The following is a 23,668-nucleotide window of genomic DNA, read 5'->3' on the forward strand; positions in this document are numbered from 1 at the left end:
CCCGCGTTGCATCTAGGCGGGCTTGAGGGCCGGCGCCGCGGTGCTCTTGCGGATCTCCACCCTGGGCGAGAACTCGTCCTGCGCCTGGGTCGTGGCTTCGCCGGCCTGCTGGATCTGCTCCCGCATCCTCCGCCAGGCAAGGCTGCCGAGCTCGTTGATGGGCACAGCCGCGGTGGTCAACGGGGGCGTGGTGTATTTGGCGAACGGAATATCGTCAAACCCCGTCACGGAAATGTCCTCCGGGACGCGGATGCCGCGCTCGTGAAGGCCGCTGAGCAGGCCCATGGCCACGAGGTCGTTGAAGGCCAGGATTCCGGTGGCACCACTGGCAATGATGGCCTCGGTGGATTCGTGGCCTGAATCGAAGTTGGAACCGCCATGGAGCATCTGCAAATCGATCTCCGGGTGCTTGGCGCGGAACTGGTCCAGGCCCACCAGGCGTTGGCGGTTGGAGGCGCTGTGCTCGGGACCGGAGAGGAAAACCAGCCGGCGGTGTCCCAGTGAGACCAGGTGCTGCGCCAGTTCCTGGATTCCCTGCCCGTAGTCCACGCTCAGGCTGGGAGTGTTGGTGGCGATGGTGGTCCGGTTGATGAGTACCAGGGGATGCAGGGTGGGAGCCAGTTCCTCGAGTTCGGCGTCCGCCATGCGGGGTGCGCACAGGACCACGCCATCGCAGCGGCGGCGGGCTTCCCCAGCAAGGATGGCTTCCTCGCTGGTGACTTCGGAGGAGTCCGCAATGAGGACGCGGTATCCGTCCTGGGCTGCAGCGATGCTGAGGCCGCGGAGGATGGCCTGGAACGTGGGGTTGGCCAGGTCCGGGACAACTATTCCGATGGTGTCGGTCTTGCCCAGGGCGAGGCTGCGCCCCACAGGGTTGGGCTGGTACTTCAATTCAGCGGCGGCTGCCCGGACCCGCGCTGCGATCCCGGGGTCCACTGCGGCGTTACCGTTCATGACGCGGGAGACGGTGGCGTGCGAAACCCCGGCCTTCTCCGCGACGTCAGCTATCCCGACGCGCCTGTTGGTGTTCCTGCGTGCCATGTGGCCCCTTCCCATTGGTCGTCTCCCGTATGCACCGTCGTTGGTGCAGTGGTTGACGTGACCACCAGAGTCTTGATACAAAGCTTATAACGCTCTGAGAAAACGCTTTCTCATGATTCTTCCCACACGAAGCCGGGCCGTCAAGCGGTTCACTCCTGCCTTTTGAAAGGGGCATCCCACATGGTCACCGTCGACTCAGCCGAGACCCAGACAGAATCAGCAGCATCGGCAACACCCACAGCCCAGCCCGAAGGCGGCAAGCGGACCCGTATTGCCCTCATTGGAACCGGTGGCCGCTCCGAGATGTACATCCGGGCCATCTACGGCCAGCACGCGGACGTAGCCGAACTCATTGCGCTCTCGGACGTCAACCAAGGCCGGGTGGACTTCTACCAGGAGCTCATCCGCGAACTTGGCGGAACGGAACCCGTGGCATCCTTCGAGCCCGGCCAGCTCACCAGCTTCATCCAGTCCAACGGCATCGAGCGCGTCATCGTCACGACGCCCGACTACACCCACGCCGACTACATCGTCGAAGCGCTCGAGGCGGGTGCCGGCGTCGTGGTTGAAAAGCCGCTGACCATTGACGTGGATGGCTGCCGCCGCATCACCGAGGCCGTGGCGAAGACCGGCCGCAACGTGGTGGTGACTTTCAACTACCGGTACTCGCCGCGCAACACGGCCTTGAAGGAAGTCATCCAGAACGGCGTGATCGGCAAGGTCACGTCCATCGACTTCAGCTGGGTCCTGGACACCGTGCACGGCGCCGACTACTTCCGCCGCTGGCACCGCGAAAAGAAGAACTCCGGCGGCCTGCTCATCCACAAGGCTTCCCACCACTTCGACCTGGTCAACTGGTGGATCAACGACGTTCCGGAGCGCGTTTTCGCCTCCGGTGGCCTGCGCTTCTACGGCGACAAGAACGCTGCCGAGCGTGGCCTGGGTGCCCGCCCCGAGCGCGGCACGGTTGATGGACTGGGGCACGATCCCTTCCGCCTGGACATGCGCGATGACGAGCGCCTGAAGGCCCTGTACTACGACAACGAAAAGTTCGACGGCTACATCCGCGACCAGGACGTCTTCACCGAGGGCATCACCATCGAGGACAACCTGGCCCTCGTGGTGGACTACCAGGGCGGACCCACCCTGAGCTACTCGCTCAATGCGCACAGTCCGTGGGAGGGCTACCGCGTGACTGTCAACGGCACCGAAGGCCGCGCCGAGCTCGAAGTGGTGGAACGCGCCGCCGTCGAGTCTTCCACCGACAAGAAGACCGTGGTTGACCCCAGCGCCACGCCCATCGAGGAAGATGACGCCGTGCGCCGCAACGGCGAGCGCCTGGTAGTCCAGCGCCACTGGGAGGCTGCCTACGAGGTTCCGATCGTCAACGGTGAGGGCGGCCACGGCGGCGGCGACAACCTCCTGCTCTCGGACCTCTTCAACGGCCCAGGCATCGATCCGCTGGGCCGTCCGTCCGGCTACATCGACGGACTCCGTTCCGTCTCGGTGGGAATTGCCGGCAACCAGTCCCTGGATACCGACCTCCCGGTCCGGATCAGCGAACTTGGCCTAGGCGTCGATCTCAGCCGCAGCCAGGCCTGACCCGTTCACTACCAAGCAAGGAACACACCATGAGCAGGATTTTTGTCACCGGAGGTTCCGGTCGGCTGGGGCGCAGCGTTGTTGCCGGGCTGGCGGACGCCGGCCACAAGGTGATCTCGGTGGACCGGGACGCCATCCCCGCCGAGCAATTGCCCGCCGGAGCCGAACAGCACACCGCTGATCTCCTGGCACCCGGGGAAGCAGAGCGGCTCATCCGGGAAACAGCGCCCGACGCCGTCATTCACCTCGCTGCTATTGCCGTACCTTTCAGCGCACCCGAGGATGTCATTTTCAGCACGAACACCCGGCTCGCCTATGCGGTGGTCAGTGCGGCCACCGACGCGGGTGTGCCGAAGATCGTGACGGCGTCCAGCCCCACCGCCCTGGGCTATGGCTCACCGGCAGGGTGGCTGCCGCCCTCGTTCCCCTTGGATGAGCAGACGCCGCCCAAGCCGTGGAACGCGTACGCCTTGTCCAAGCTGATCGCCGAGCAGACAGTGCAGATGTTCGCCGCGGCCCAGGGCGACAGGATCCGGTATGCGGCCTTCCGCCCGTGCTACGTCCTTTCCCCGGAGGAGTGGGAAGGGGCCCCGACGCAGCAAGGCCACACCATCCGGGAACGCCTGGATGATCCCGCGTTGTCCGCGCCGGCTCTGTTCAACTATGTAGACGCCCGGGATGTGGCTGACTTCCTGGATGTGCTGCTGGAGAAGATGGACAGCATTCCCAACGGCCAGGTCTTCTTCGTGGGAGCCAAGGATGCCTTGGCTACCGCGCCGCTCTCGGAATTGTTCCCCCGCTTCCTGCCGGGCAGCGGACCCCTCACGGAGCACCTCACCGGGACCAGCCCGGCGTTCTCCATCGACAAAGCCCGTGAGCTCCTCGGTTGGGAACCGAAGCGGTCCTGGCGCACCGAACTGGCCCCGCCCTATGAAGGGGCCGACACAGCGGCAAGCGAACAAGCCGCACTGAACGGCGCAGCACAGAACGGCGCAGCACTGAACGGCGCAGCGCCGAACGGCGCAACACTAAATCAGGCAGCACTAGATCACGCAGTACTCAACGACGAGAATCCCTCCGGCCTGGTCCCGGCGGGAGCAACCAAGGAGACACCATGAACTTCGACGGCGTACTGTTCTTCCCCGTCACTCCCTTCGCCGAGGACGGCAGCGTCGATGTGGCCCTGCTGAAGGAACACATCACCTCCCGTCTGCCCTTCGGCCCCGGCGGCGTTTTCCCTGCGTGCGGCACAGGCGAATTCCATGCGCTCTCACTTGAGGAGATCCGCACCGTGGTGACTGCCGCCGTCGAGGCTGTTGCGGGAGCTGTTCCCGTGGTCTCCGGTGCCGGTGGACCGCTGGGTCACGCCATTGCCGCCGCGAAGGTGGCTGAGGAAGCCGGCGCGGACGCCCTCCTGGTGCTCCCGCCGTACTTGGTGACCGGCCCCACCGATGGTGTGGTGGCCTATGTCGAGGCCATCGCCGCAGCGAGCAGCCTGCCGGTGATCGTGTACCACCGCGGCACGGCAAAGTTCACTGCCGAAGCCATCACCCGCCTCACCGCTAACCCGAAGGTTGTTGGCTTCAAGGACGGAATCGGCGACGTCGGACTGGCCCAGGAAATCGTCTCGGCGATCAACGCCAGCGGCCGCACCGATTTCGCGCTCTTCAATGGCCTGTTGACTGCCGAGCTGACCCAGGGCGCCTACCGTGGCCTGGGGATCCCGCTCTACTCCTCGGCAGCGTTCGCCATGGCCCCCGAGATCGCCAAGGCCTACTACGACGCCTACATCTCCGGCGATGAAGAGCGCCGCCATGCGCTGCTTGAAGGGTTCTATGCGCCCTTGGTCCGGCTGCGTGACCAGACTCCGGGCTTCGGCGTTTCACTGATCAAGGCCGGCCTTCGCCTTGCCGGGCTCCCGGTTGGCCCGGTACGGCCGCCCCTGGTGGACCCTTCCGAGGAACAAATGCTGGAGCTCAAGTCCATCCTGGCCAAGGGCCACGAGCTGGCCGGCAGCTGATGCCGGCCCGCATCACGGGCCTCACCACCCGGCTGATCACGGTCCCGCTGCTGCGCAGCTGGGGTGCCGAGGCGCCCGAAAACCATGTGGTCGTTACCGAACTGAGCACCGACGACGGCGGCACCGGCCACGGTTTCTCGTGGACACCCACCATTGGTCCGCAAGCGGTCAAAGCGCTCCTGGATTACGATATTGCCCCGTTCATCCTTGGCCTCGAAGCCAACCCTGACATGGTGTGGGACCAGTTGTGGAAACGGCTCCATGAAGCCGGCGGGGGAGGCCTGACCACCATTGCGATGGCCGGCGTGGACTTGGCCTTATGGGACCTGAAGGCACGGCAGGCCGGCACCTCGGTCACAGGGCTGTTGGGCCAGCGCCGGGAATCGGTGGAAGTTTACGGCTCCGGCGTGAACCTGCATTACACCCTGGAGCAGCTCGTGGAGCAGGCGCAGCGATGGGTTGCTGCGGGGCATAACGCCGTGAAGATCAAGGTGGGCAAGCCCGAACTCCGGGAAGATGCCGAACGCGTCGCCGCGGTCCGGCAGGTCATCGGCCCGGACCGTTTGCTCATGATCGATGCCAACCAGCGGTGGGACCTAGCCCATACGTTCCGTGCCTTGGATATTTTGGGGGAGTACGGACTCGAATGGCTGGAAGAACCCCTCCGCGCAGATGACCTCTGGGCCTACCGGCGTCTGCGCAAGCAGTCCCCGGTCCCCATCGCCTTGGGGGAGAACGTCCACACCATCTACCGTTTCCGCGACTTCATCGAAGCCGAAGCGGTGGACATCATCCAGCCCAACATCGTCCGCGTGGGCGGCATAACCCCGTTCCGCAGGATCGTTGAATTGGCCCGTGCCAACAGCATCCGGGTGGCGCCGCACCTGCTTCCGGAACTCTCCGGGCAGCTGGCCCTCACCCTTGCCGATGCCGTGAGCGTGGAGGACGTGGAAGATGCGTCCTTCGGGCAGCTCGGAATCCTGGCCGGACCTTCGCCGGTGAAAATCAGCAACAGCACCGGCAGGAGCCTGCTTACCAGCACAGACCGTCCGGGGCTCGGCTTCGAGTTCGGAAAGCCGGCACAACTGCCCGCCACCGACAGCGCCGTTACCGAGAGCGCCGTAGCCGACAGCGCCGTTACCACCAGTAAAGGAAACCGCATTGAGTACAGCAACTCTTGACCTGACAGCCATCACCTCAGCCGCCACGGAAGCAGCCAAGGTGACCGCAGCAGCATCCGATGCCGAGCGCGCCGCCTGGCTGACCGCCGTCGCCGATGCCTTGGACGCGAACGTCACCGAACTGGTGGCCATTGCCGATTCCGAAACCAGCCTGGGCACCGTCCGGCTCACGGGTGAGGTGGCGAGGACCAGCGGCCAGCTCCGCCTGTTCGCCAATGTGATCACCGAGGGCTCCTACCTTGAAGCCGTCATTGACCACGCTGATCCGACGTCCACCCCGCCCAAGCCGGATCTGCGCCGCATCCTTCGTCCCATCGGCCCGGTGGCGGTGTTCTCGGCGTCGAACTTCCCGTTCGCCTTCTCCGTAGCCGGTGGCGACACCGCCTCCGCGCTGGCCGTGGGTTGCCCGGTGATCGTCAAGGCGCACTCCGGCCACATCCGGCTCTCTGAGCGCACCGCCGAGGTTGTCACCGAAGCCCTTGCCAAGGCAGGGGCCCCGGAAGGGATCTTCGCCCTGGTCAGTGGCCGCGAGGCAGGCACGGCACTGGTTCAGGACCCGGCCATCAAGGCTGTCGGCTTCACCGGCTCCATCCCCGGTGGCCGTGCCCTGTTCGACCTCGCAGCCTCGCGACCCGAGCCCATCCCGTTCTACGGGGAACTGGGCAGCCTGAACCCCGTGGTCATCACCGCGGACGCGCTTGCGGAACGTGGACAGCAGCTTGCCGCGGGCCTGGCCGGTTCCTTCACCATGGGCGCCGGGCAGTTCTGCACCAAACCCGGGCTGGTCTTCATCCCGGCAGGCACGGACTTCGCATCCAACCTGGCTGAGGCCAGCAAGGACAAGCCCACCGCGGCCATGCTCACCGAGCGCATCGCCGAGGCCTACCCGGACGGGCTGCGGAACGTCGCGGACCAGCCGGGTGTCGCCGTCGTCAGCGGTACAGTGCAGCAGGACAGCCTGGCCGACGGCGCCGCGCCCGTGGTCTTCTCCACCAGTGCCGCGAACGTCCTGGAACGTCCGGAAGAGTTGTTGGAGGAGTGCTTCGGCCCCACCACGCTGCTGATCGAGTACGCCAACCAGGAAGAGCTGTCCGCTGCCCTGGCCAAGGTCCCGGGCAGCCTGACCGGCACGGTGCACGCACAGCCGGGCGAAGACGTATCCGCCTTGGTGGAGCAGCTCAGCGGGCTCGCCGGACGCGTCCTGTTCGACGGTTGGCCCACCGGGGTTGCCGTGAACTGGGCCCAGCAGCATGGTGGCCCGTACCCGGCCACGACGTCCCTGTTCACCTCCGTAGGCGCTACCGCGGTCCGCCGTTTCCAGCGCCCGGTGGCCTACCAGGACGCCCCCGAGTCCGTCCTGCACCCGGCGTTGCACGATGCCAACCCGCTGGGCATCCCCCGGCGCGTGGACGGCGTGCTGACCCTCAGCTAACCCACCCCAACGGGGCCCAATTGATTACGACCTACTTGGGTCAGGAGAGACAAAAAGGGGCGGGGTCACCATTACGGTGACCCCGCCCCTTTCGTGTGGGGAGTCAGGCGTTACGGGCGAAGCGTCAGCGGACGACGGCGGCCGTCAACGTCGGTGGTTGGCCAACGGTCATCAGTGGTCAGGACCTGCAGGCCGGATTCCGTGAGCAGCACAGTGTCCTCGATCTTCACCCCGGGGCCGGACGGGTTCCAGGTAAAGGGCTGGTTCAGCACAATCGTGTCAGTGACTTCAGCGGTGACTCGGGGATCACGGCCGGCATAACCAGCCGGGCCGCCCTGGTGGTGCAGCGTCCACTGGTCCTCGCCGAAACCGTGCCGGGCGTAGGCCTGCTGGATTTCAGAGAACACCTGGTTGAGCCTTGCACCGGGGACGGTGGCGCGGAAAATGTCGGCCTCAACGGCAGCGATGCGTGCCTCGGCGTCGAGCTCCAGGGGAGTACCGGCGTCGAACGCCACCCACCGGGTCACGTTGGCAACCAAGCCGTTCCGACGCGCGCACACCACAGCCATGGCACGGCGCCCGATGGGGGAGTGCGTTGCCAAAGGATGGCGGAAGTCGCTCCGGGACGAACCGTTGCAGAGCAAGACCAGCGGCTCGGCGCCCACTGAAACAATCCGTGCGGCCAGTTCAGCCACGAGCTCGAATTCCGTGGTTTCCGGGGTCGCAGCAGTGAGGACATCGGTCATGGCGGCTGCGGCATCGGCTGAGAGCCCGGCATAGCGGGCGGCTTCGGCCGGGAGGAGCTGTTGGCGGGCGGCACGGAGTTCGGTGGTGACCGCCGCTTCGACCAACGGATCACCATCAACGGCCAACCCGGCGGCGACTGCATGCAGCTGGCCGTGCCACGGCACCGTGTGGAGGCTGACATCCGCAGGCAGTTCCTCGGCCGCGATCCGGCCGGCCTCGTTGTTGAAGGTCACCAAATGGTCGCCCTCGCGGTCCACCAGCAGGGCCGCGATGGGGTCGCCGGCAAGGCTGATGTGTACCCGGCTCCCGTCCAGGTACCAGGTGAGGGCGGTGTTGGAGGTGAGCAGGAGTGAGTCGCGGCCGGCGGCATCAAGGATGTCCAGCACGCGGCGGCGCTTCACTGCGCGGTCGGCGGCGCTGGCGGGAGCAGTGCGTCCGGCCGGCGCCAATGCCGGCGTCGGGGCCTGCCCGGCCATGGGTGTCGATTGAGTAGGTGTGGTCATGCCTGTTCCCCCAAAGTTGAGATGAGTCGTTCAATGTCTTGTGTGGCCAGGAAGCCATCCGTGATGAGGATGGTGGCAGTCCTTTGGACCGGGTGGCCCGGTTCTGTGGTCACCGGAGCGTCCCAGGCGAGCGAAAGGCCGACGCCGGGGTAGCCTTCGTGCCGGACAAACCATGGGTCCGGTGCCTGCGGCGAGGCCAGGAACACGAGGGTCGCCGGGTGCCCCAGCCCGGGATCGGGATCGCCGGTGACATGCGCTGGATTGGCTGTTCCGGCGTCGAACGTCCCGGACCACGCCAGCCATGGCGACACGCTCCCGTGCACGGCGTCCTCGCCCCGCGCGTCGGGCGTCCATATCGTCGCATCGCCAACTTTGGGAAGCCGCCAGAAGAAGCCGCCGTAACCGCCCTGCGGCCGGCCATTGGAACCCGGGCTGCCCAGCAGCACAGGACGTCCCGTGGCTGAGTCCAGCGTGAAGTCAAGCGTTAGTTTCCACGCTGAATCCCCGACGGCGGACCACCGCCACTGGCGCTTTTCGCGCAGTACAGGTGACCGGTCGGGCCCCAGCCAGCTCAGCTGTTCGCGTCGCTGACCGTCGGTGTGCTCCACGGAATCAGTGACGATCATGCCGTGATCCTTGCGCCAGACGTAGGCGCCTGCGTCCCGGGTGTAGGTCCGGCCGCCCCAGAAGTTGATGCCGTCCACGTCCTGGAGGGCGACCCCTGCTCCCAGGTGCCAGACATGGTCCTCGGGGATGTGATCGGTAACTATGGTTCCGGCGAACGTACGCACAGGGTGCAGGTAGGGCCGCGGCGAGGACGTGGGCCGGACCAGGGCGCCGTCCTGCACTGCAGCCACGGGGGTGCCGTTGATCTCCAAAGTGTCCGGAACGGGCCCGGCTGAAGCGGCCCACGGCGCGCCCAGCTCGGCGAACGTCGCCTGTCCCAAGGCTGCCCGGCGGATCAGGGACTCGATGCCGTGCACCACGGGGTGGGCGTCATCGCCCTCGCCTTCCCAGGTAACAAAGTCCGGGTGGATCTGCCGGGGCGGCTCGGCCGTGCGGATCGCCTCCAGCACCGAAACGTAGGCGCCCACGCCGCTGAGCGGGCTGAGCAGGTCTTCTTCCGTGCGTGCGGACAAGAGGTTTTCCAACAGGTCCGTCCGTCCGAACGACTGGCTCCGCGTGCCGTCGGCAGTGGTGAAGTCCACGCGGTCCTCGGTATAGAAAAGTGTGAATTGCCCCGAGGTGCCGTAGATGGTCACGGTGGGCGCGGACTGTGCCGGGGCGCACAACGTCAGGGCGCAGGTTACTACCGGTGCGCCGCTGAATCCGTCTCCCCTGGAGGTCCGGACACGCACCACCGAGGTGTCATCGCTTTCGGTGTCGTTGGCACGGTAGAGGTCCGTCTCCACCGAGGCCACGTCAGAGACCGTGCGGGCGCCGGCAAGCCGCAGCCCTGTTGCCACGGCGTGCGCCAAGGCGTTGGTGACAACGCCGTCCACCACGTCCGTTCCGTTCAGGCTGCGCTTCCCGGCCCACCGCGACCGTTTGAAGTAGGCCCGGTTCCGCAGCCACAACCCGGTGGCACTGATACCGCGGACCTCACCGATCCCACCGGAGGCCACCAGGGCGTCAATTGCGGGAAGGGCTTCGGAGCCCAGGCTTTGGAAGCCCACCTGCACCAGCCGGCCGGCGCTCGCAGCCGCGGCCATGACGTCCTGGTACTGCGCCATGGACGCTACGGGCGGCTTTTCCAGGTACACGTGGGACCCGGCTTTGAGGGCAGCAAGTGCCAGCGGTGCGTGTGTCTGGATCGGCGTGGAAATGATGACGACATCCGGCGCGGTTCCTGCCGCCAAGAGATCGTCCAGGGAAGGGAAGACCTCCACACCGGGGGCCAGTTTCCCCTCTGCGGGCGGGCGGGGATCGGCCACAGCCACCAGTTCCAGTGTGCCGGCAGCCGTGAGCCGATCCAGGTTGGCAAGGTGCCTTTCGCCGAATCCGTGGACACCCACCAGGGCTACGCGGGGGAGCCGGGGGCGTACTTCCGGAGCGGTTGTGGTCAAGGGCTGGGTCATGAGTCTGTCCTAGCGGGCTCAGGTGTTGGGGAAGTCCCGGATGGGGTAGGGCGCAGGGCTGCGGCGAGGAAGGCCGAAGCCTCTTCCTGCATGGCCCGGGTAAAGACGTGGGGTTCGTGCCACAAGCTGCCGGAATAACGTGCGGGCATGTGCTCCAGCAGGTGTGTGTGGGCATCGCGCATTCCCTGTTCGGGGAACAGGGGGTCGGCCAGCCCGTACTGGACCAGGACCTTTTCGGCGGCGGAACGGACAGCCAGGTCCGGCCATTCGCCCAGCCTGGACAGGCCTGGGGAATGAAGCAGCCAGGAATGGGCGTCAAGGTAGGCCGGAAGCAGCGAGCCGAACGTGGTCATCATGCAGGTCACCACGTAGCTGCGGATCAGCGGACTCAGCGCCGCGAGGACCATGGCGCGCCCGCCGCCCCCGGAGAATCCCAGGCAGCCGAGCCGTTCGGCGTCCACCCCGGGGAGCGTTGAAAGGATGTCCAGCGCGGCGAGGTCGTCATGCGCCACAGTGCCCGCGACGCTGCTGCCGAGCAGTGTTGCGGCTTTGGCCACCGTTTCCTCGTGGGCGGCGGCCGCTGCGTTGTACATCTCCGCCGCGGAAGGTTCGACGCCGGCCTCCCGCCACAGTGCCTGCCGGCCGTTGACGGCGGCGGCGGTCCGCCAGGGCGGGGTGTCCAGGCCAAAGCGGCGGCTTCCCCACATGAAGGTGTCGTGGGCCAGTACGGCGAAGCCCTGCTGAGCAAGCCAGGTGGCGAGTGCACGGCCGTCGTAGAGCTTTTCCCTCACCTCGGCCGGGATCGGGCCGAAGGGCTGCAGGTTGTGACCGGAGAAGACACCGGTGGGGGTTCCGCCGTCGTCAGTCTGTTTCCTGTCCGGAAGGGCGCCCTCCGCGAAGGGGCCGTCCGGAAGGGAGCGCTCCGCAAAGGCGCCCTCCCGAAGGGACACGAGCCGCTCGGCTCCGTAAGCCTTTTCTCCGCCGTGGCAGTGGAGGGCAAGAATGCCGGGAAGCGGACGTGTTTCGCCGGTGGGCCGGACGAACCAAGCCGAGGTCCTGGGACCGAACCCCAACTGCCACGACAAATGCGAGGTGGTAACGCCGTCACGATCGGCTTCGCTATGCACTGTGTAGTCAAGATCCGGTGTTACGGAGGGCACGCCGAGTGTGTCGGCCAGTTGCTGTGCTGCGGGGGTGGCCGCGGTGAAGCGGTGGCGGACGGCATAGTCCGGCCAGTCTTCGTAGCGGGCCACAGCGCTGGGGCGGATGGGCGTATCTGCCATGTCAGCCGCGCTCATGGCAGTCGCAGTCGGTGGGGAACAATAGTGTCCTGCCTTATCGATGCGTCAAGGGTGTGCGGGGGCGCACGCCGGGCGTCTTCAGCGTGGGGAAATCAGATTCGGCGGCTTCATCAGAAAACGCTTTCTCAAAAATTAGCAAAAGGCTGTACATGGGTCAAGAAAACGTTTACTTTGGTACGGAGCCGCTGAAGCCCGGGACCCAAATCCTGGTCCCTCAGGGGAACTGCCAGGAACACCGGCGCCCCCGAAGGCAAGCACCAACCAGACTCGAAGTCCGTGGATGGCCACGATGACCAAAGGAGACCACATGGCCGCTGTACTACACACGGGGACGCCGCAAGGCGTTCGCGGGCCGGCGAGGGGGAAGCGATGAGCGCCATAGGCGAACTCTCAACGATGACCCGCCGCAAGGGCCCCATGACGAAGGAAGAGAAGAAGGCCAACGGCCGCGACAACAAGGCCGCCTACGTCTTCCTTCTTCCCTGGCTGATTGGGCTTGCTCTGATCACCGTGGGACCCATGCTGATGTCGTTGTACTTGTCCTTTACGGACTACAACCTCCTGCAGCCCCCGGAATGGGTGGGCCTGGACAACTTTGTCCGCATGTTCGGCGACGCCCGGCTCCACAACTCCTTGCGCGTCACCTTCACCTACGTTTTGGTGGGTGTTCCGCTGCAGCTGGCAGTTGCGTTGGTGATTGCCCTGGTCCTGGACAAGGGACTCCGCGGACTTCCGTTCTACCGGTCAATCTTCTACTTGCCGTCCCTGCTGGGCGGTTCGGTGGCAGTTGCCATCCTCTGGAAGCAGATCTTCGGCACTACGGGCCTGGTCAACCAGGTCCTGGCGATGGTGGGCATCGAGGGGCCGGGCTGGATCTCGGATCCCAACACCGCGCTTGGTTCCATCATCCTGCTGCACGTCTGGACGTTCGGCAGTCCCATGATCATCTTCCTGGCCGGCCTGCGCCAGATCCCCACCATGTACTACGAGGCTGCCGAAGTTGACGGCGCCACCACACTGCAGAAGTTCTGGCGGATCACCCTGCCGATGCTGAGCCCCATCATCTTCTTCAACCTGGTGCTGCAGATCATCGGTTCGTTCCAGTCGTTCACCCAGGCGTTCATCGTCTCGGGCGGCAACGGCGGACCATCCGACTCCACCATGTTCTTCACCCTGTACCTGTACCAAAAGGGCTTCGGCCAGTTCGATATGGGTTACGCCTCAGCGATGGCCTGGTTCCTGCTGGTCATCATCGGTGCCTTCACTGCCATCAACTTCATCGCTTCAAAGTATTGGGTGTTCTACGATGACTAAACTCCAGACCCTCCCCGCAGCATCCTCCGACGACGCCAAGGCCGGCAGGTCCGGAAAAGGCCCACGCCGCCGCGAATCCCGCGGCAGCCTCGCTTTCTCTCGCAGCGCCCGCATCAAAGGCCTGGTCAAGCACGCCATCCTGATCATCGTGGGCGGCGTGATGATCTACCCGCTGCTGTGGATGGTGGTTTCTTCCCTGCGGCCCAACGACCTCATCTTCCGCGAACCGGGCCTGTGGCTGGAAAACCTGGAAATGAGCAACTACACCGATGGCTGGTCCGCGCTGACGCACCCGTTCGGTCACTACATGATCAACTCGGCGATCGTTGTCCTGGGCTCCATCCTGGGCAACCTGATCTCCTGCTCCATGGCTGCCTACGCTTTTGCCCGGCTCCAGTTCAGCGGCAAGAAGATCTTCTTCGGCATCATGCTCCTGACCATCATGCTCCCGTTCCACGTGGTGATCGTGCCGCAGTACATCCTGTTCTCCCAGATCGGCTGGGTAAACACGTTCTGGCCGCTGATCGTGCCCAAGCTCCTGGCCACCGACGCGTTCTTCGTGTTCCTGATGGTCCAGTTTATCCGCGGCATTCCCAAGGACCTTGATGAAGCAGCACGCATCGACGGCGCCGGCCACCCCAGGATCTTCCTCCGCGTTATCCTGCCCCTGATGGTCCCGGCCCTGGCCACCACCACCATCTTTACGTTCATTTGGACCTGGAACGACTTCTTCGGCGCACTGATCTACCTCACGGATCCGGACATGTTCACCGTTCCGGTGGCACTGCGGGCCTTCGTTGACTCGCAGTCGGCCACCAGCTGGGGATCGCTGTTCGCAATGTCCATCGTGTCCTTGCTCCCGGTGTTCCTCGTCTTCCTGTTCGGCCAGCGGTTCCTCATCAAGGGCATCGCCACCACCGGCATCAAATAGGCGGAACCATCTCCGGAAGGGGGTGGCGGTTGCCTCCCCCTTCCGATGGATGCCGCCAACTGCCGGGCGTTCGACGCCGGAGCAGCCAATCGACGGCGGACGGTCCCGCCGACGTCGGGCGGACCGCCGCTGGTGAGTGCCGGCGTCGGGCGAACCGCCGCTGGTGGGTACCGGCGTCGGGTAATCCAACAACTAGGACAAGTTTCTATCTTGTAATACAAGATTGTGACTTGTATCATAATGAGCAGTAAGAAAACGCTTTCCCATTCGCATCAGGATCAATGAAGATCGGAGACAACAGTGCCGGAACATCACAAGGGTGAAGCAGTCGCCCCCGCAGCACATAACCCCACGGCCCAGGAACCGAAGGCCCGGAGGACCAAGCGCAAGCTTCGCGCCTCGGCCCTGGTAGCTGCCACGGCAGCAGCCGTCCTTGCCCTCACCGCCTGCGGCGGCGGAGGAGGATCCGAAGCCAAGAGCGCCGACGGCAAGGTGGAGCTGCGGTTCGCATGGTGGGGCGGCGACAAGCGCGCCCAGGTCACCCAGGCAGCCATCGCTGCGTTCGAGGCCGAGAACCCCAACATCAAGATCAAGCCCGAGTACGGCGACTGGAGCGGCTACTGGGACAAGCTGGCCACGCAGGTGGCAGCAAACGACGCTCCGGACATCATCCAGATGGACGAGAAGTACATCACCGAGTACTCCACCCGCGGGGCCTTGCTTGACCTTTCCAAGTACAAGATCGATACCTCCAAGCTTGACGCGGCCGCATTGGAAGCAGGCAAGGGCGAGAAGGGCCTGACCGGTATTGCCGCCGGCATCAACGCCGCCACCATCCTTGCCAACCCTGCGGTGTTCCAGGCGGCAGGGGTTGCCATCCCCGATGACAAGACCTGGACGTGGGAAGACTTCGAGCGCGTTGCTGCCGAGGTCACCGCCAAGTCGCCCAAGGGCACCTACGGCGCTGCAGCCTACGGCACGGACGAAGCGTCCCTGGGAGTGTGGCTCCGCCAGAACGGCAAGTCCCTCTACACCGAAGACGGCAAGCTTGGTTTCGAGCCCTCGGACATCGCCGAATGGTGGGGCTTTCTGAAGGAACTGAGCGAGAAGAAGGCTGTTCCGTCGGCCTCTGAAGTTGTTGAAGCCGAAGCTGCTCCGCTGGACCAGAGCGGCCTGGCCACCGGCAAGAACGGACTGGCCTTCTGGTGGTCCAACCAGCTCCCGGCCCTTGAGAAGGCTGCCGGCGGTGAACTGCAGATCCTGCGCTTCCCGTCCAAGACCGGCAAGGCTGACGACGCCAAGCTCTGGTACAAGGCTTCCCAGTTCTGGTCCGCATCATCGCGCACCAAGCACCCGGAGGAAACCGCCAAGTTCATCGACTTCCTGACCAACAACGTCAAGGCCGGCGAGGCACTCCTGGCAGACCGCGGCGTGTACCCCAACTCGGAGGTCCGCGAGGCAATAGCCCCCAAGCTGGCCAAGGCAGACGTCAAGGTTGTCAGCTTCATTGACGGGATCAAGGGTGAGCTTGGCGATGCCCCTGCGGCGCCGCCGAAGGGTGCAGGCGCCATCCAGGAAATCATCAAGCGCTACACCTCGGAGGTCCTGTTCAACAGGCTTTCCACTGAAGAGGCCGGCAAGAAGGCTGTGGACGAAATGAAGTCCGCCATCAGCTGACTTTCCTGAAGCACAACCGCGCCCCGGACGGATCATTCGTGATCCGCCCGGGGCGCGGTTTTTTGCGTGCGCCAGCCTTGTGACAGCCTTGCGCGCGCCAGCCTTGTGACAGCCTTGCGCGCGCCAGCCTGGCGACAGCACATGGGGCTCTGGGGACCCATTGCCCCTATGTGCTGTCACCTGCTTGGGTTAGTCCTCCGCGATGACGGCCACGGCGCCAGCGGGAACCACACCCGTGAAGCGCAGTCCACTGAGGAGCTCGGCGCCGTCGGCCTTGACCGTGACATCCTCGCGGCTGTGGTTGATGGCGAACAGGAACGTACGGCCGTCGTCGGCGCGCCTGCGGGAAAGTTCGACGCCGGCGCTCGCCTCGGCCACGGCCCTCACCCCCGCTTCCTCCACCAGCCGGGTGGTCAGGGCCTCGATGCCGGCCGCGTCCGGAAGCGTGGCCAAATACCAGGCCGAACCGTTGCCGACGGATCGGCGCGTCAGGGCCGGAACGCCGTCGAGCGGGTAATCGGTGAAGGTCGCAAGAACCTCCGCCGAAGCACCGGCGGACCCGGCAACGTGCACGTGCTCGCTCCACACGGAGCCCACGGTTCCATCGCTCAAGGTCACCGAAGTGCCCGGGAACAGGGGGTGGAATTCCTCGCTGCGGATCCCCAGCAAGTCCCGGAAAGCACCCGGGTAGCCGCCGAGCCGGACGTGGTCCCGTTCGTCGACGATCCCGCTGAAGTAGCTGACCAGCACCGTTGCGCCACGTTCCGCGGCGGCGGAAATCGAGGCGGCCGACTGGTCCGTCACAGAGTACAAAGTGCACACGAGGATCAGGTCGTAACCGGAGAGGTCGCCGGTGGGGTGAATAAAATCCGCAGTGATTCCGCGCAGGTACAGTGCGCGGTGGAAGGCGCGCATGGTGTCGAGGTATTTCAGGGAATTGTTGGGGTGGGAGTCCAGTTCGGAGGCCCACCAGGCCTCGTAATCGAAGACGATCCCTACCCGTGATTCCACCCGGGAGCCCTTGAGCGGTTCCAGCCTCTTCAGTGCTTCGCCCAGGTCCACCACGTTGCGCCACACCTGCGTGTCGCGGCCGCCGTGGGGGACCATCGCCGAGTGGAACTTTTCCGAGCCGGCCTTGCTTTGCCGCCACTGGAAGAACATGACGGCGTCCGCACCGCGGGCCACATGGGCCAGGGAATTGCGGAGCATTTCGCCTGGCATTTTGGGCTGGTTGTGGGGCTGCCAGTTGACCGCGGACGTGGAGTGTTCCATGAGGATCCATGGCTGACCGGATGCTACGCCACGGGTGAGGTCGGCGCTGAAGGCGAGTTCGATTTCGCGTTCAGGGTCCGCGGCCACCAGGTAGTGGTCGTTGGCGACCACGTCCATGTCCTTGGCCCAATCGAAGTAGTCCAAAGCTTTCGTGGCGCTGGAGACCATGAAGTTGGTGGTGGCCGGGACATTGGGGGTGACCTCGCGCAGCACTTCCAGCAGCTCGCGGTAGTAGTCCATGAACACCCACGAGTTGAAACGGGCAAAGTCCAGTTGCTGGCCCGGGTTGAGCGTGGTGGGAGCCGCGCCGGGCGGGATGATTTCAGCGAATGAGGCGTAGTGCTGGGACCAGAACGCAGTACCCCAGGCGTCGTTGAGGGCCTCGATGGAGCCGTAGCGGCGCTCAAGCCAGGCCCGGAAAGCGGCGGCATCTTCTTCGCCGTGGAACTCACCAACGTGGCAGCCAAGTTCGTTGTCCACGTGCCAGAGCGCCAAGGCGGGGTGGTCCTTGTAGCGTTCGGCGATGACGCGCGTCATGGTGGTGGCGTACTTGCGGTAGACGGCCGACGACGGCGTGTAGTGGCGTCGCGAGCCTCGCTCCAGCCGGACTCCTTCCGCCGTGACGGGCAGTATTTCGGGGTGTTTGCGGGCCAGCCACGCCGGGGGAGAAGCGGTGGCCGTCGCCAGGGCCACCTTGATTCCGGCCCCGTGGAGGTTGTCCAGGACATCGTCCAGCCAGCCGAAGTCGTAGTTGCCTTCGGTGGGTTCCAGGAGTCCCCAGGAGAAGATGGCGACGCTCAGGAAGTTCACCCCGGCTTCCTTCATCAGTTCGATGTCTTCGAGGCGGATGTCTTCCGGCCACTGCTCAGGGTTGTAGTCCCCGCCGTAGGCGAGGCCATCGATGGCGTTCCAGACAGCTGGACTGCCGGTGTTTTCGGGGGAGGTCAAGGGGACTCCTTCGTCATGGTGGCGGGTTCAGTCTTTTGTGGTGGCGGAAGGTATGCAAGCAGCGTAGCGGAGGAAACAGGCGGGATAGAGCTTCATTGGAAAACGCTTGCCCAGATTCGCATTTAGGGATATTGTATCGATTCAGAACGAGTGTAAGCGAGATCACTGCCACGTTGTAGAGATCCCGGAAGCTTGCACCAACTGAGCAAGGAGGCTCTCATGATTGATAGAAGGAAATTCCTCGGAACCGTGGCTCTCGGCACCGCATCTGCCGCGTTCCTGGCTGCCTGTGGCCAGTCCTCGTCTCCGGCCCAAACCGGATCCGCGGACAACCCCGTCACCATCACCTACACCTGGTGGGGCAACGACGACCGTGCAGAACGCACCCGCAAGGCGATTGCGCTGTTCGAGTCCAAGAACCCGGACGTCAAGGTCAACGGCAACTTCTCCGATTTCGCCGGATACTGGCAGAAGCGCGCCACCGAAGCCGCCGGCGGCGGCCTCCCCGACGTCATGCAGTGGGATCTTTCCTACCTCCGCGACTACGGCCAGCGGAACCAGCTCCTTGACCTGGGCACCGTGAAGATCAACACGGACGCTTTCGACAAGTCGCTCCTGCCCTCCGGCCAGATCAGGGGAAAGACCTACGGAATCCCCACCAGCACCAATGCTTTCGCTGTGTACTACGATCCTGCCAAGCTCGCTTCCCTGGGCATCGCCGAGCCGGATGGTTCCTGGAACTACAAGGAATTCAACGCATTCCTTTCCGAGGTTGGCCAGAAGGGCAACGGGACCTTGTTTGGAGGCACCGACTACACCGGGGTCTGGTGGAACTTCAACATCTGGTTGCGCCAGAACGACATCAAGGCCTTCACCGAGGACGGCAAGCTTGGTTTCTCGAAAGACGACCTGAAGAAGTGGTGGAACCTCAGCGCAGACCTGCGCGGCACAGGCGCCATTGTGGGAGAAGACAAGACCACACAGCTGTTGCCCAAGTCCCCGTTTGGTTCCAACGTCACTGCCACTGAGGTTACCTGGGACAACTTCATGGCCGGATACCTCGCTGACAGCGGCGCGAAGGAACTCAAGCTCGTGCCCGTTCCCTCCGATGACCCGGACAATCTGGGCCTGTTCCTCAAGCCCTCCATGCTCATGGTGGCCAGCGCCAAGACCAAGTACAAGGACGCTGCTGCACGTTTCATCGACTTCATGGTCAACGATCCCGAGGTCGGCCAGATCTTCAAGACCTCCCGCGGCGTGCCGGCGTCGAAGACCCAGCGCGACGGCACCACCTTCGAAGGCACCGACAAGCTGGTGGTGGACTACGAGAAATCCATCGAGAAGTACCTCAAGGACGCCCCGGAGCCGCCCATCGTTGGTTTCGGCACGCTCGAATCAACGTTCAAGCGCGTCAGCTCGGACCTGAACTACGGAAAGCTGACCATCGACGGCGCAGCTGATGCGTGGTTCAAGGAAGCCGAAGACCTTATCAAGCAGAACGCCTGATCCAGGCTTTCATGACTGACGGACTACTCTCGTGACGCAAAGCCCAACCTTGAGCAGGCGCGCCGCCTCCGCTCCCTCGCAGCCGCGTAAATCGCGGCGGCGGGGAGCGGACACCCGCGCCGGCTACACCTTCCTGCTGCCATGGCTGCTGGGATTCATCGCCCTGACCGTAGGACCGATGATTTCCTCGCTGTACCTCTCCTTCACCAACTACAACCTCTTCGACGCCCCCAAGTGGATTGGCCTGGACAACTACACGTCCCTCTTCCAGGACGAACGTTTCCTGCAGTCCGTAGGCGTGACCATGCAGTACGTGGTCTTCGGTACTCCGTTGAAGCTGGCGGCGGCGTTGGCGATCGCGATGCTCCTCAACAGCAAGCGCCGCGGCCAGGGCTTCTACCGGTCCGCGTTCTATGCTCCGTCATTGATCGGCGCGTCGGTGTCGATCGCCATCGTATGGAAGGCCATGTTCGGCGATTCCGGACCGGTTGACCAAGGCCTGTCCTTCTTCGGAATCAACCTGGGCGGGTGGGTTGGCAACCCCAACATGACCATGGGCATGATGATCCTGCTGACCGTCTGGCAGTTCGGCGCTCCGATGGTCATCTTCCTGGCCGGCCTTAAGCAGATCCCCGTGGACCTCTACGAGGCAGCCTCGATGGACGGCGCGGGTCCGGTCCGGAAGTTCATGAACATCACCTGGCCCATGCTGTCCCCGGTGATCTTCTTCAACCTGCTCATGGAGACCATCCACGCCTTCCAGATCTTCGCTTCGGCCTACATCATCTCCAACGGTGAAGGCGGCCCGGCAGGCTCCACCCTCTTCTACACCCTCTACCTGTACTTGCGCGGTTTCTCCGATTTCCGGATGGGTTACGCCTCGGCGATGGCCTGGCTCCTGGTGATCGTGGTCGGCATCATCACGCTGATCTTCTTCAAGACCTCCAAGTCCTGGGTCCACTACAGCGGTGATTCGAAATGACAACCATGGCAACCCCCACCCAGCCCGCTCCCACGAAACCCCCGGCGGCGCAGGCTTACAACCCGAAGTCCGAGTCCACCACAGCCAAGCGCATCAAGAGCACCATCTTCCACATTGTTGCCTTGGCACTGGTGGCCGTGGTCCTCTACCCGGCCATCTGGATGATCTCGGCCTCGTTCAAGCCGAACTCCGAGATCGGCGGTGGCAACAACGCCCTGTGGTCGGCCAACTTCAGTTTCGACAACTTTGTCACTGCCATGGACGGTATTGGCGGGGTCTCCACGCTGACGTTCTTCACCAACTCCCTGATCCTGGCAGTGGGCGCTGTTGTGGGAACCGTCCTCTCGGCATCCATCTCGGCCTACGCCTTCGCCCGGATCAACTTCCCCGGACGTGGTCTGTTCTTCGGCATGATGATCGCCACCCTGCTCCTGCCGTTCCACGTGGTGATCATCCCGCAGTACATCGTGTTCCAGCAGCTTGGCCTGGTGGACACGTACGTGCCGCTGTTGATCGGCAAGTTCCTGGCCGCCGACGCATTCTTCGTCTTCCTCATGGTCCAGTTCATGCGGGGCCTCCCGGCCGAACTGGATGAGGCCGCCCGCATCGACGGCGCCGGCCACGCCCGGATCTTTGGGTCCATCATGCTTCCGCTGATGAAACCTGCCCTGATCTCCACGTCGATCTTCTCCTTCATCTGGAGCTGGAACGACTTCCTGGGCCCGTTGCTGTACTTGAACACTCCCGAAAAGTACCCGCTTCCCTTGGCGTTGCGGCTCTTCGTTGACCAGACCCAGAGCTCGGATTACGGAGCCATGATCGCCATGTCCGTCCTGGCGCTGCTGCCCGTGCTGGTCTTCTTCCTCGTCTTCCAGCGCTACATCGTAGAAGGCGTCTCCACACAAGGCCTCAAAGGCTGACGGACACGGAAGAGAATACAGAAATGAGCACCATGAACGCCACAGGCAAGTCATCGCCGAAGTCCGGCATCCCGGTCAACCGCTTCGCCCTCTTCGCCGAGACCATCCTGGCCGGGGTCATTGTGCTCCTCCTCTCCGTCCCCCTGGTGACGGCGCCGGCTGCCTATGCGGCCGGCGTCGCGCACCTCGAAAGGCACCTCAGCGGCAGGGATGACTCACTCCGCAGCTTGTGGGGGAATTTCCGCCGTGCGCTGCCCGGCAGTTGGAAGCTGGGAATCACGACGGCGGCAGCCGCCGTCGTGATTGTCCTGAACCTCTTGCTCGCACTGGTGGGTCAACTGCCCGGGCGTGCCTTTATCCTGCCGGCGACGCTGATTTTGGCCGCTGCAGGTGCGGTTCTGCTGCTCCGCACCGCTGCCAACTGGAGCGGCAGCGTCACTTGGGACGGCGATGCCGGCCGGACGCGGGCTGAAGTGCCGGGTCCGCAACGCTGGTCCGATGCCTATTCCAGCGCCAAGAACGATTCCGTGCGCGACTGGAGCGGTACGTTGCTGCTGCTTGCGGCCCTTTTCATGGCGGTGGTCTTCGTCTGGATGCTGCAGGCGTTGTTCGTGATTGTTCCAGGAACACTGGTCCTGGCAGCCGCAGCCATCAAGATCCGCTCCCACCGTTGAGTTTTTGTACAGCTAATGCCCTTTAGGAGCCTCCTTAGGGGCATTAGCTGTACAAAAACTCCATAAGAAACCGACCCCAAGAGCTGAATCGAGCACTCCACCCCGTGTCGCCGCGCCCGTTCCCACTGCGCCCCCAATCCGCTAAATCCACCAAGTCCACCAAACCCGCTCCACGGGCCGGCTCCGCCGAAACCTGGCACTATCCGCTGCGGCACCACAATTACCGGATCTTCGTGGCCTTGTCCCTGGTGGGAAGCGGCGGGGTGTGGATGCAACGGCTGGCGCAGGACTGGCTGGTTCTCCAGCTCACGGGAAGCCCGGCCGCTGTGGGCCTTGCCGTCGCCCTCCAATTCCTGCCCATGCTGGTGGTTGGGCCTCTCTCCGGCGTGCTGGTGGACCTTTTCCCCAAGCGACGCATCCTCCTGGCCTGCCAGGCGGTTGCGGCGTTGCTGGCAGCCGGACTCGCGGTGTGGAATGCCATGGGCGGCACCGACGTCTGGGTTGTCTACGCCTCCTGCATCGCGCTGGGCATCACCAGCGCCATTGACGGCCCCGCCCGGCAGGTGTTCGTCAATGAGGTTGTGGGCGACGCCGGACTCCCTGCCGCCATCGGGTTGAACAGTGCGGTGGCCCAGCTCGGTGCCATGGCCGGTCCCGCGCTTGCCGGGGTGGTCATTGCCCAGGCAGGTCCGGCAGCGGCCTTCGCGGCCAATGCCGGCATTGGCGCAGCGGTGATGGTCATGATCGTCTCCATCAGGCCCGGTGAGCTGCACCATTCGCCGGAGGTCCGTGGGCAGGAACCGCGGCGTGGCCAGGTCCTTGCCGGGTTCCGCTTTGTCCGCGAGCGGCCACCCCTGCTGTTGACCATGCTGCTGGCTGGTTTGCTGGGCGCCTTCGGCATGAACGGCCCGGTTGTCCTGGCTGCTTTCGCGGACAGGGTCTGGCACAGTGGTCCCGCCGGTTTCGGCCTGTTCAATACCGTCAGCGCTTTGGGCGCGCTGGTGGGCGCATTGGTGGCAACCCGGATCAAGCGGTTCGGTCGGAAGGGAATCGTGGCCAGCGCCGGGCTCTTCGGGCTGACGCAACTGCTGGCAGCCTTGATGCCCACGCAGGAGTGGTTCGTGGTGATGCTCATTGTGGTGGGCTTCATGACGTTGCTGTTCCTGACCAGCGCAGCCACGGCCGTTCAGCTGGAAGCCGGGGCCAGCGTTCGCGGCAGGGTGCTGGCGCTGTACTTCCCGTTGCTCCTGGGTGGCCACGCGCTGGGTGGTTTGTTGGCGGGATGGCTGACGGAGGACTTTGGCGTCAGGGCAGGACTGGTGGTTACCGGTGCGCTCGGCATGGCGTCGGCAGCTGTGATCGGGTTCCTGCTGTGGCGTTATTCGGTGCGGCGTGCCCGCACCGCGGCCTGAGCGCTTTTGTTATAAGTGATAGCTCAAACAAACAAAAACTCCCTTGACTGGTGATGTAGAGCACACCTAGGCTGAGAAAGCGTTTTCTCCGACGTGCATCTGCAAGAGCCCACCCTGCCCAGACAAG

The 23,668-nt window shown here is 64.4% G+C and carries 18 protein-coding genes; 13 read left to right on the forward strand and 5 right to left on the reverse strand.

Going from position 1 to position 23,668, the window contains the following annotated elements; genetic code table 11:
• Window positions 1–12: 12 nt before the first annotated feature.
• Window positions 13–1,041, reverse strand: coding sequence for a LacI family DNA-binding transcriptional regulator (locus AC6JA3_RS04700; protein WP_026541345.1), 1,029 nt, complete (start codon window positions 1,039–1,041; stop codon window positions 13–15).
• A 180-nt stretch (window positions 1,042–1,221) separates the two neighbouring features.
• On the opposite strand from AC6JA3_RS04700, the gene AC6JA3_RS04705 reads away from it, so the two are divergent.
• Genes AC6JA3_RS04705 through AC6JA3_RS04725 form a run of 5 tightly spaced genes read left to right on the forward strand, consistent with a single transcriptional unit; the run spans window position 1,222 to window position 7,276 of the window.
• Window positions 1,222–2,643, forward strand: a complete 1,422-nt coding sequence (locus AC6JA3_RS04705; protein WP_347782703.1) for a Gfo/Idh/MocA family protein — start codon at window positions 1,222–1,224, stop codon at window positions 2,641–2,643.
• A 29-nt stretch (window positions 2,644–2,672) separates the two neighbouring features.
• A complete protein-coding gene (locus AC6JA3_RS04710) occupies window positions 2,673–3,761 on the forward strand; it encodes an NAD-dependent epimerase/dehydratase family protein (RefSeq protein ID WP_347782704.1) in 1,089 nt (362 codons plus the stop codon).
• Complete coding sequence (locus tag AC6JA3_RS04715) at window positions 3,758–4,663, forward strand: 5-dehydro-4-deoxyglucarate dehydratase (protein ID WP_026546527.1); 906 nt, start codon at window positions 3,758–3,760, stop codon at window positions 4,661–4,663. The genes AC6JA3_RS04710 and AC6JA3_RS04715 overlap by 4 nt, the downstream gene beginning before the upstream one ends.
• Window positions 4,663–5,844 carry a mandelate racemase/muconate lactonizing enzyme family protein gene (locus tag AC6JA3_RS04720; protein ID WP_497919926.1) on the forward strand — a complete coding sequence of 394 codons (1,182 nt, stop codon included), beginning with the start codon at window positions 4,663–4,665 and terminating at the stop codon, window positions 5,842–5,844. Before AC6JA3_RS04715 ends, AC6JA3_RS04720 begins: the two co-directional genes overlap by 1 nt.
• A complete protein-coding gene (locus tag AC6JA3_RS04725) occupies window positions 5,825–7,276 on the forward strand; it encodes an aldehyde dehydrogenase (NADP(+)) (protein ID WP_026546525.1) in 1,452 nt (483 codons plus the stop codon). Before AC6JA3_RS04720 ends, AC6JA3_RS04725 begins: the two co-directional genes overlap by 20 nt.
• A 110-nt stretch (window positions 7,277–7,386) precedes the next feature.
• On the opposite strand, the gene AC6JA3_RS04730 is transcribed toward AC6JA3_RS04725, so the two are convergent.
• The 3 genes from AC6JA3_RS04730 to AC6JA3_RS04740 are packed head-to-tail and all read right to left on the reverse strand — an operon-like array spanning window position 7,387 to window position 11,887.
• Window positions 7,387–8,526, reverse strand: a complete 1,140-nt coding sequence (locus AC6JA3_RS04730) for a M24 family metallopeptidase (RefSeq protein ID WP_347782706.1) — start codon at window positions 8,524–8,526, stop codon at window positions 7,387–7,389.
• Window positions 8,523–10,604, reverse strand: coding sequence for a DUF6807 family protein (locus AC6JA3_RS04735; RefSeq protein ID WP_347782707.1), 2,082 nt, complete (start codon window positions 10,602–10,604; stop codon window positions 8,523–8,525). The genes AC6JA3_RS04730 and AC6JA3_RS04735 overlap by 4 nt, the downstream gene beginning before the upstream one ends.
• A complete protein-coding gene (locus AC6JA3_RS04740) occupies window positions 10,601–11,887 on the reverse strand; it encodes an acetylxylan esterase (protein WP_347782708.1) in 1,287 nt (428 codons plus the stop codon). Before AC6JA3_RS04740 ends, AC6JA3_RS04735 begins: the two co-directional genes overlap by 4 nt.
• A gap of 387 nt (window positions 11,888–12,274) precedes the next feature.
• Here AC6JA3_RS04740 and AC6JA3_RS04745 point away from each other — a divergent pair, with 387 nt between their 5' ends.
• From AC6JA3_RS04745 to AC6JA3_RS04755, 3 genes are all read left to right on the forward strand, one after another.
• On the forward strand, window positions 12,275–13,219 hold the full coding sequence (locus AC6JA3_RS04745) for a carbohydrate ABC transporter permease (RefSeq protein ID WP_026541336.1): 945 nt from the start codon (window positions 12,275–12,277) through the stop codon (window positions 13,217–13,219).
• Window positions 13,212–14,150: a carbohydrate ABC transporter permease gene (locus AC6JA3_RS04750; RefSeq protein WP_026541335.1), complete on the forward strand. Its 939-nt coding sequence runs from the start codon at window positions 13,212–13,214 to the stop codon at window positions 14,148–14,150. The genes AC6JA3_RS04745 and AC6JA3_RS04750 overlap by 8 nt, the downstream gene beginning before the upstream one ends.
• Before the next feature lie 300 nt (window positions 14,151–14,450).
• Complete coding sequence (locus tag AC6JA3_RS04755; protein ID WP_347782709.1) at window positions 14,451–15,827, forward strand: ABC transporter substrate-binding protein; 1,377 nt, start codon at window positions 14,451–14,453, stop codon at window positions 15,825–15,827.
• 189 nt (window positions 15,828–16,016) lie between these two features.
• On the opposite strand, the gene AC6JA3_RS04760 is transcribed toward AC6JA3_RS04755, so the two are convergent.
• Window positions 16,017–18,047, reverse strand: coding sequence for a beta-galactosidase (locus AC6JA3_RS04760; protein WP_347782710.1), 2,031 nt, complete (start codon window positions 18,045–18,047; stop codon window positions 16,017–16,019).
• Window positions 18,048–18,266: 219 nt separating this feature from the next.
• On the opposite strand from AC6JA3_RS04760, the gene AC6JA3_RS04765 reads away from it, so the two are divergent.
• The 5 genes from AC6JA3_RS04765 to AC6JA3_RS04785 all read left to right on the forward strand — a co-directional run bounded on the left by AC6JA3_RS04765 (window position 18,267) and on the right by AC6JA3_RS04785 (window position 23,541).
• Window positions 18,267–19,553, forward strand: a complete 1,287-nt coding sequence (locus AC6JA3_RS04765; RefSeq protein WP_026541332.1) for an ABC transporter substrate-binding protein — start codon at window positions 18,267–18,269, stop codon at window positions 19,551–19,553.
• Window positions 19,554–19,584: 31 nt separating this feature from the next.
• Window positions 19,585–20,535 carry a carbohydrate ABC transporter permease gene (locus tag AC6JA3_RS04770; RefSeq protein WP_026541331.1) on the forward strand — a complete coding sequence of 317 codons (951 nt, stop codon included), beginning with the start codon at window positions 19,585–19,587 and terminating at the stop codon, window positions 20,533–20,535.
• Window positions 20,532–21,455: a carbohydrate ABC transporter permease gene (locus AC6JA3_RS04775; protein WP_091549702.1), complete on the forward strand. Its 924-nt coding sequence runs from the start codon at window positions 20,532–20,534 to the stop codon at window positions 21,453–21,455. The genes AC6JA3_RS04770 and AC6JA3_RS04775 overlap by 4 nt, the downstream gene beginning before the upstream one ends.
• Before the next feature lie 32 nt (window positions 21,456–21,487).
• On the forward strand, window positions 21,488–22,129 hold the full coding sequence (locus AC6JA3_RS04780; protein WP_081733345.1) for a Poxvirus protein I5: 642 nt from the start codon (window positions 21,488–21,490) through the stop codon (window positions 22,127–22,129).
• A 104-nt stretch (window positions 22,130–22,233) separates the two neighbouring features.
• Window positions 22,234–23,541: an MFS transporter gene (locus AC6JA3_RS04785; protein WP_347782712.1), complete on the forward strand. Its 1,308-nt coding sequence runs from the start codon at window positions 22,234–22,236 to the stop codon at window positions 23,539–23,541.
• Window positions 23,542–23,668: the final 127 nt, after the last annotated feature.

Source organism: Arthrobacter sp. TmtSoilC79, assembly GCF_059739405.1.

Bases quoted from the DNA above. Each gene is read 5' to 3' on its own strand.
- AC6JA3_RS04705 (WP_347782703.1), top strand. From the start codon at position 1,222: ATGGTCACCGTCGACTCAGCCGAGACCCAGACAGAATCAGCAGCATCG.
- AC6JA3_RS04735 (WP_347782707.1), bottom strand. From the start codon at position 10,604: ATGACCCAGCCCTTGACCACAACCGCTCCGGAAGTACGCCCCCGGCTC.
- AC6JA3_RS04740 (WP_347782708.1), bottom strand. From the start codon at position 11,887: ATGGCAGATACGCCCATCCGCCCCAGCGCTGTGGCCCGCTACGAAGAC.
- AC6JA3_RS04775 (WP_091549702.1), top strand. From the start codon at position 20,532: ATGACAACCATGGCAACCCCCACCCAGCCCGCTCCCACGAAACCCCCG.
- AC6JA3_RS04780 (WP_081733345.1), top strand. From the start codon at position 21,488: ATGAACGCCACAGGCAAGTCATCGCCGAAGTCCGGCATCCCGGTCAAC.
- AC6JA3_RS04745 (WP_026541336.1), top strand. From the start codon at position 12,275: ATGAGCGCCATAGGCGAACTCTCAACGATGACCCGCCGCAAGGGCCCC.
- AC6JA3_RS04710 (WP_347782704.1), top strand. From the start codon at position 2,673: ATGAGCAGGATTTTTGTCACCGGAGGTTCCGGTCGGCTGGGGCGCAGC.
- AC6JA3_RS04720 (WP_497919926.1), top strand. From the start codon at position 4,663: ATGCCGGCCCGCATCACGGGCCTCACCACCCGGCTGATCACGGTCCCG.
- AC6JA3_RS04765 (WP_026541332.1), top strand. From the start codon at position 18,267: ATGATTGATAGAAGGAAATTCCTCGGAACCGTGGCTCTCGGCACCGCA.
- AC6JA3_RS04715 (WP_026546527.1), top strand. From the start codon at position 3,758: ATGAACTTCGACGGCGTACTGTTCTTCCCCGTCACTCCCTTCGCCGAG.
- AC6JA3_RS04730 (WP_347782706.1), bottom strand. From the start codon at position 8,526: ATGACCACACCTACTCAATCGACACCCATGGCCGGGCAGGCCCCGACG.
- AC6JA3_RS04700 (WP_026541345.1), bottom strand. From the start codon at position 1,041: ATGGCACGCAGGAACACCAACAGGCGCGTCGGGATAGCTGACGTCGCG.
- AC6JA3_RS04750 (WP_026541335.1), top strand. From the start codon at position 13,212: ATGACTAAACTCCAGACCCTCCCCGCAGCATCCTCCGACGACGCCAAG.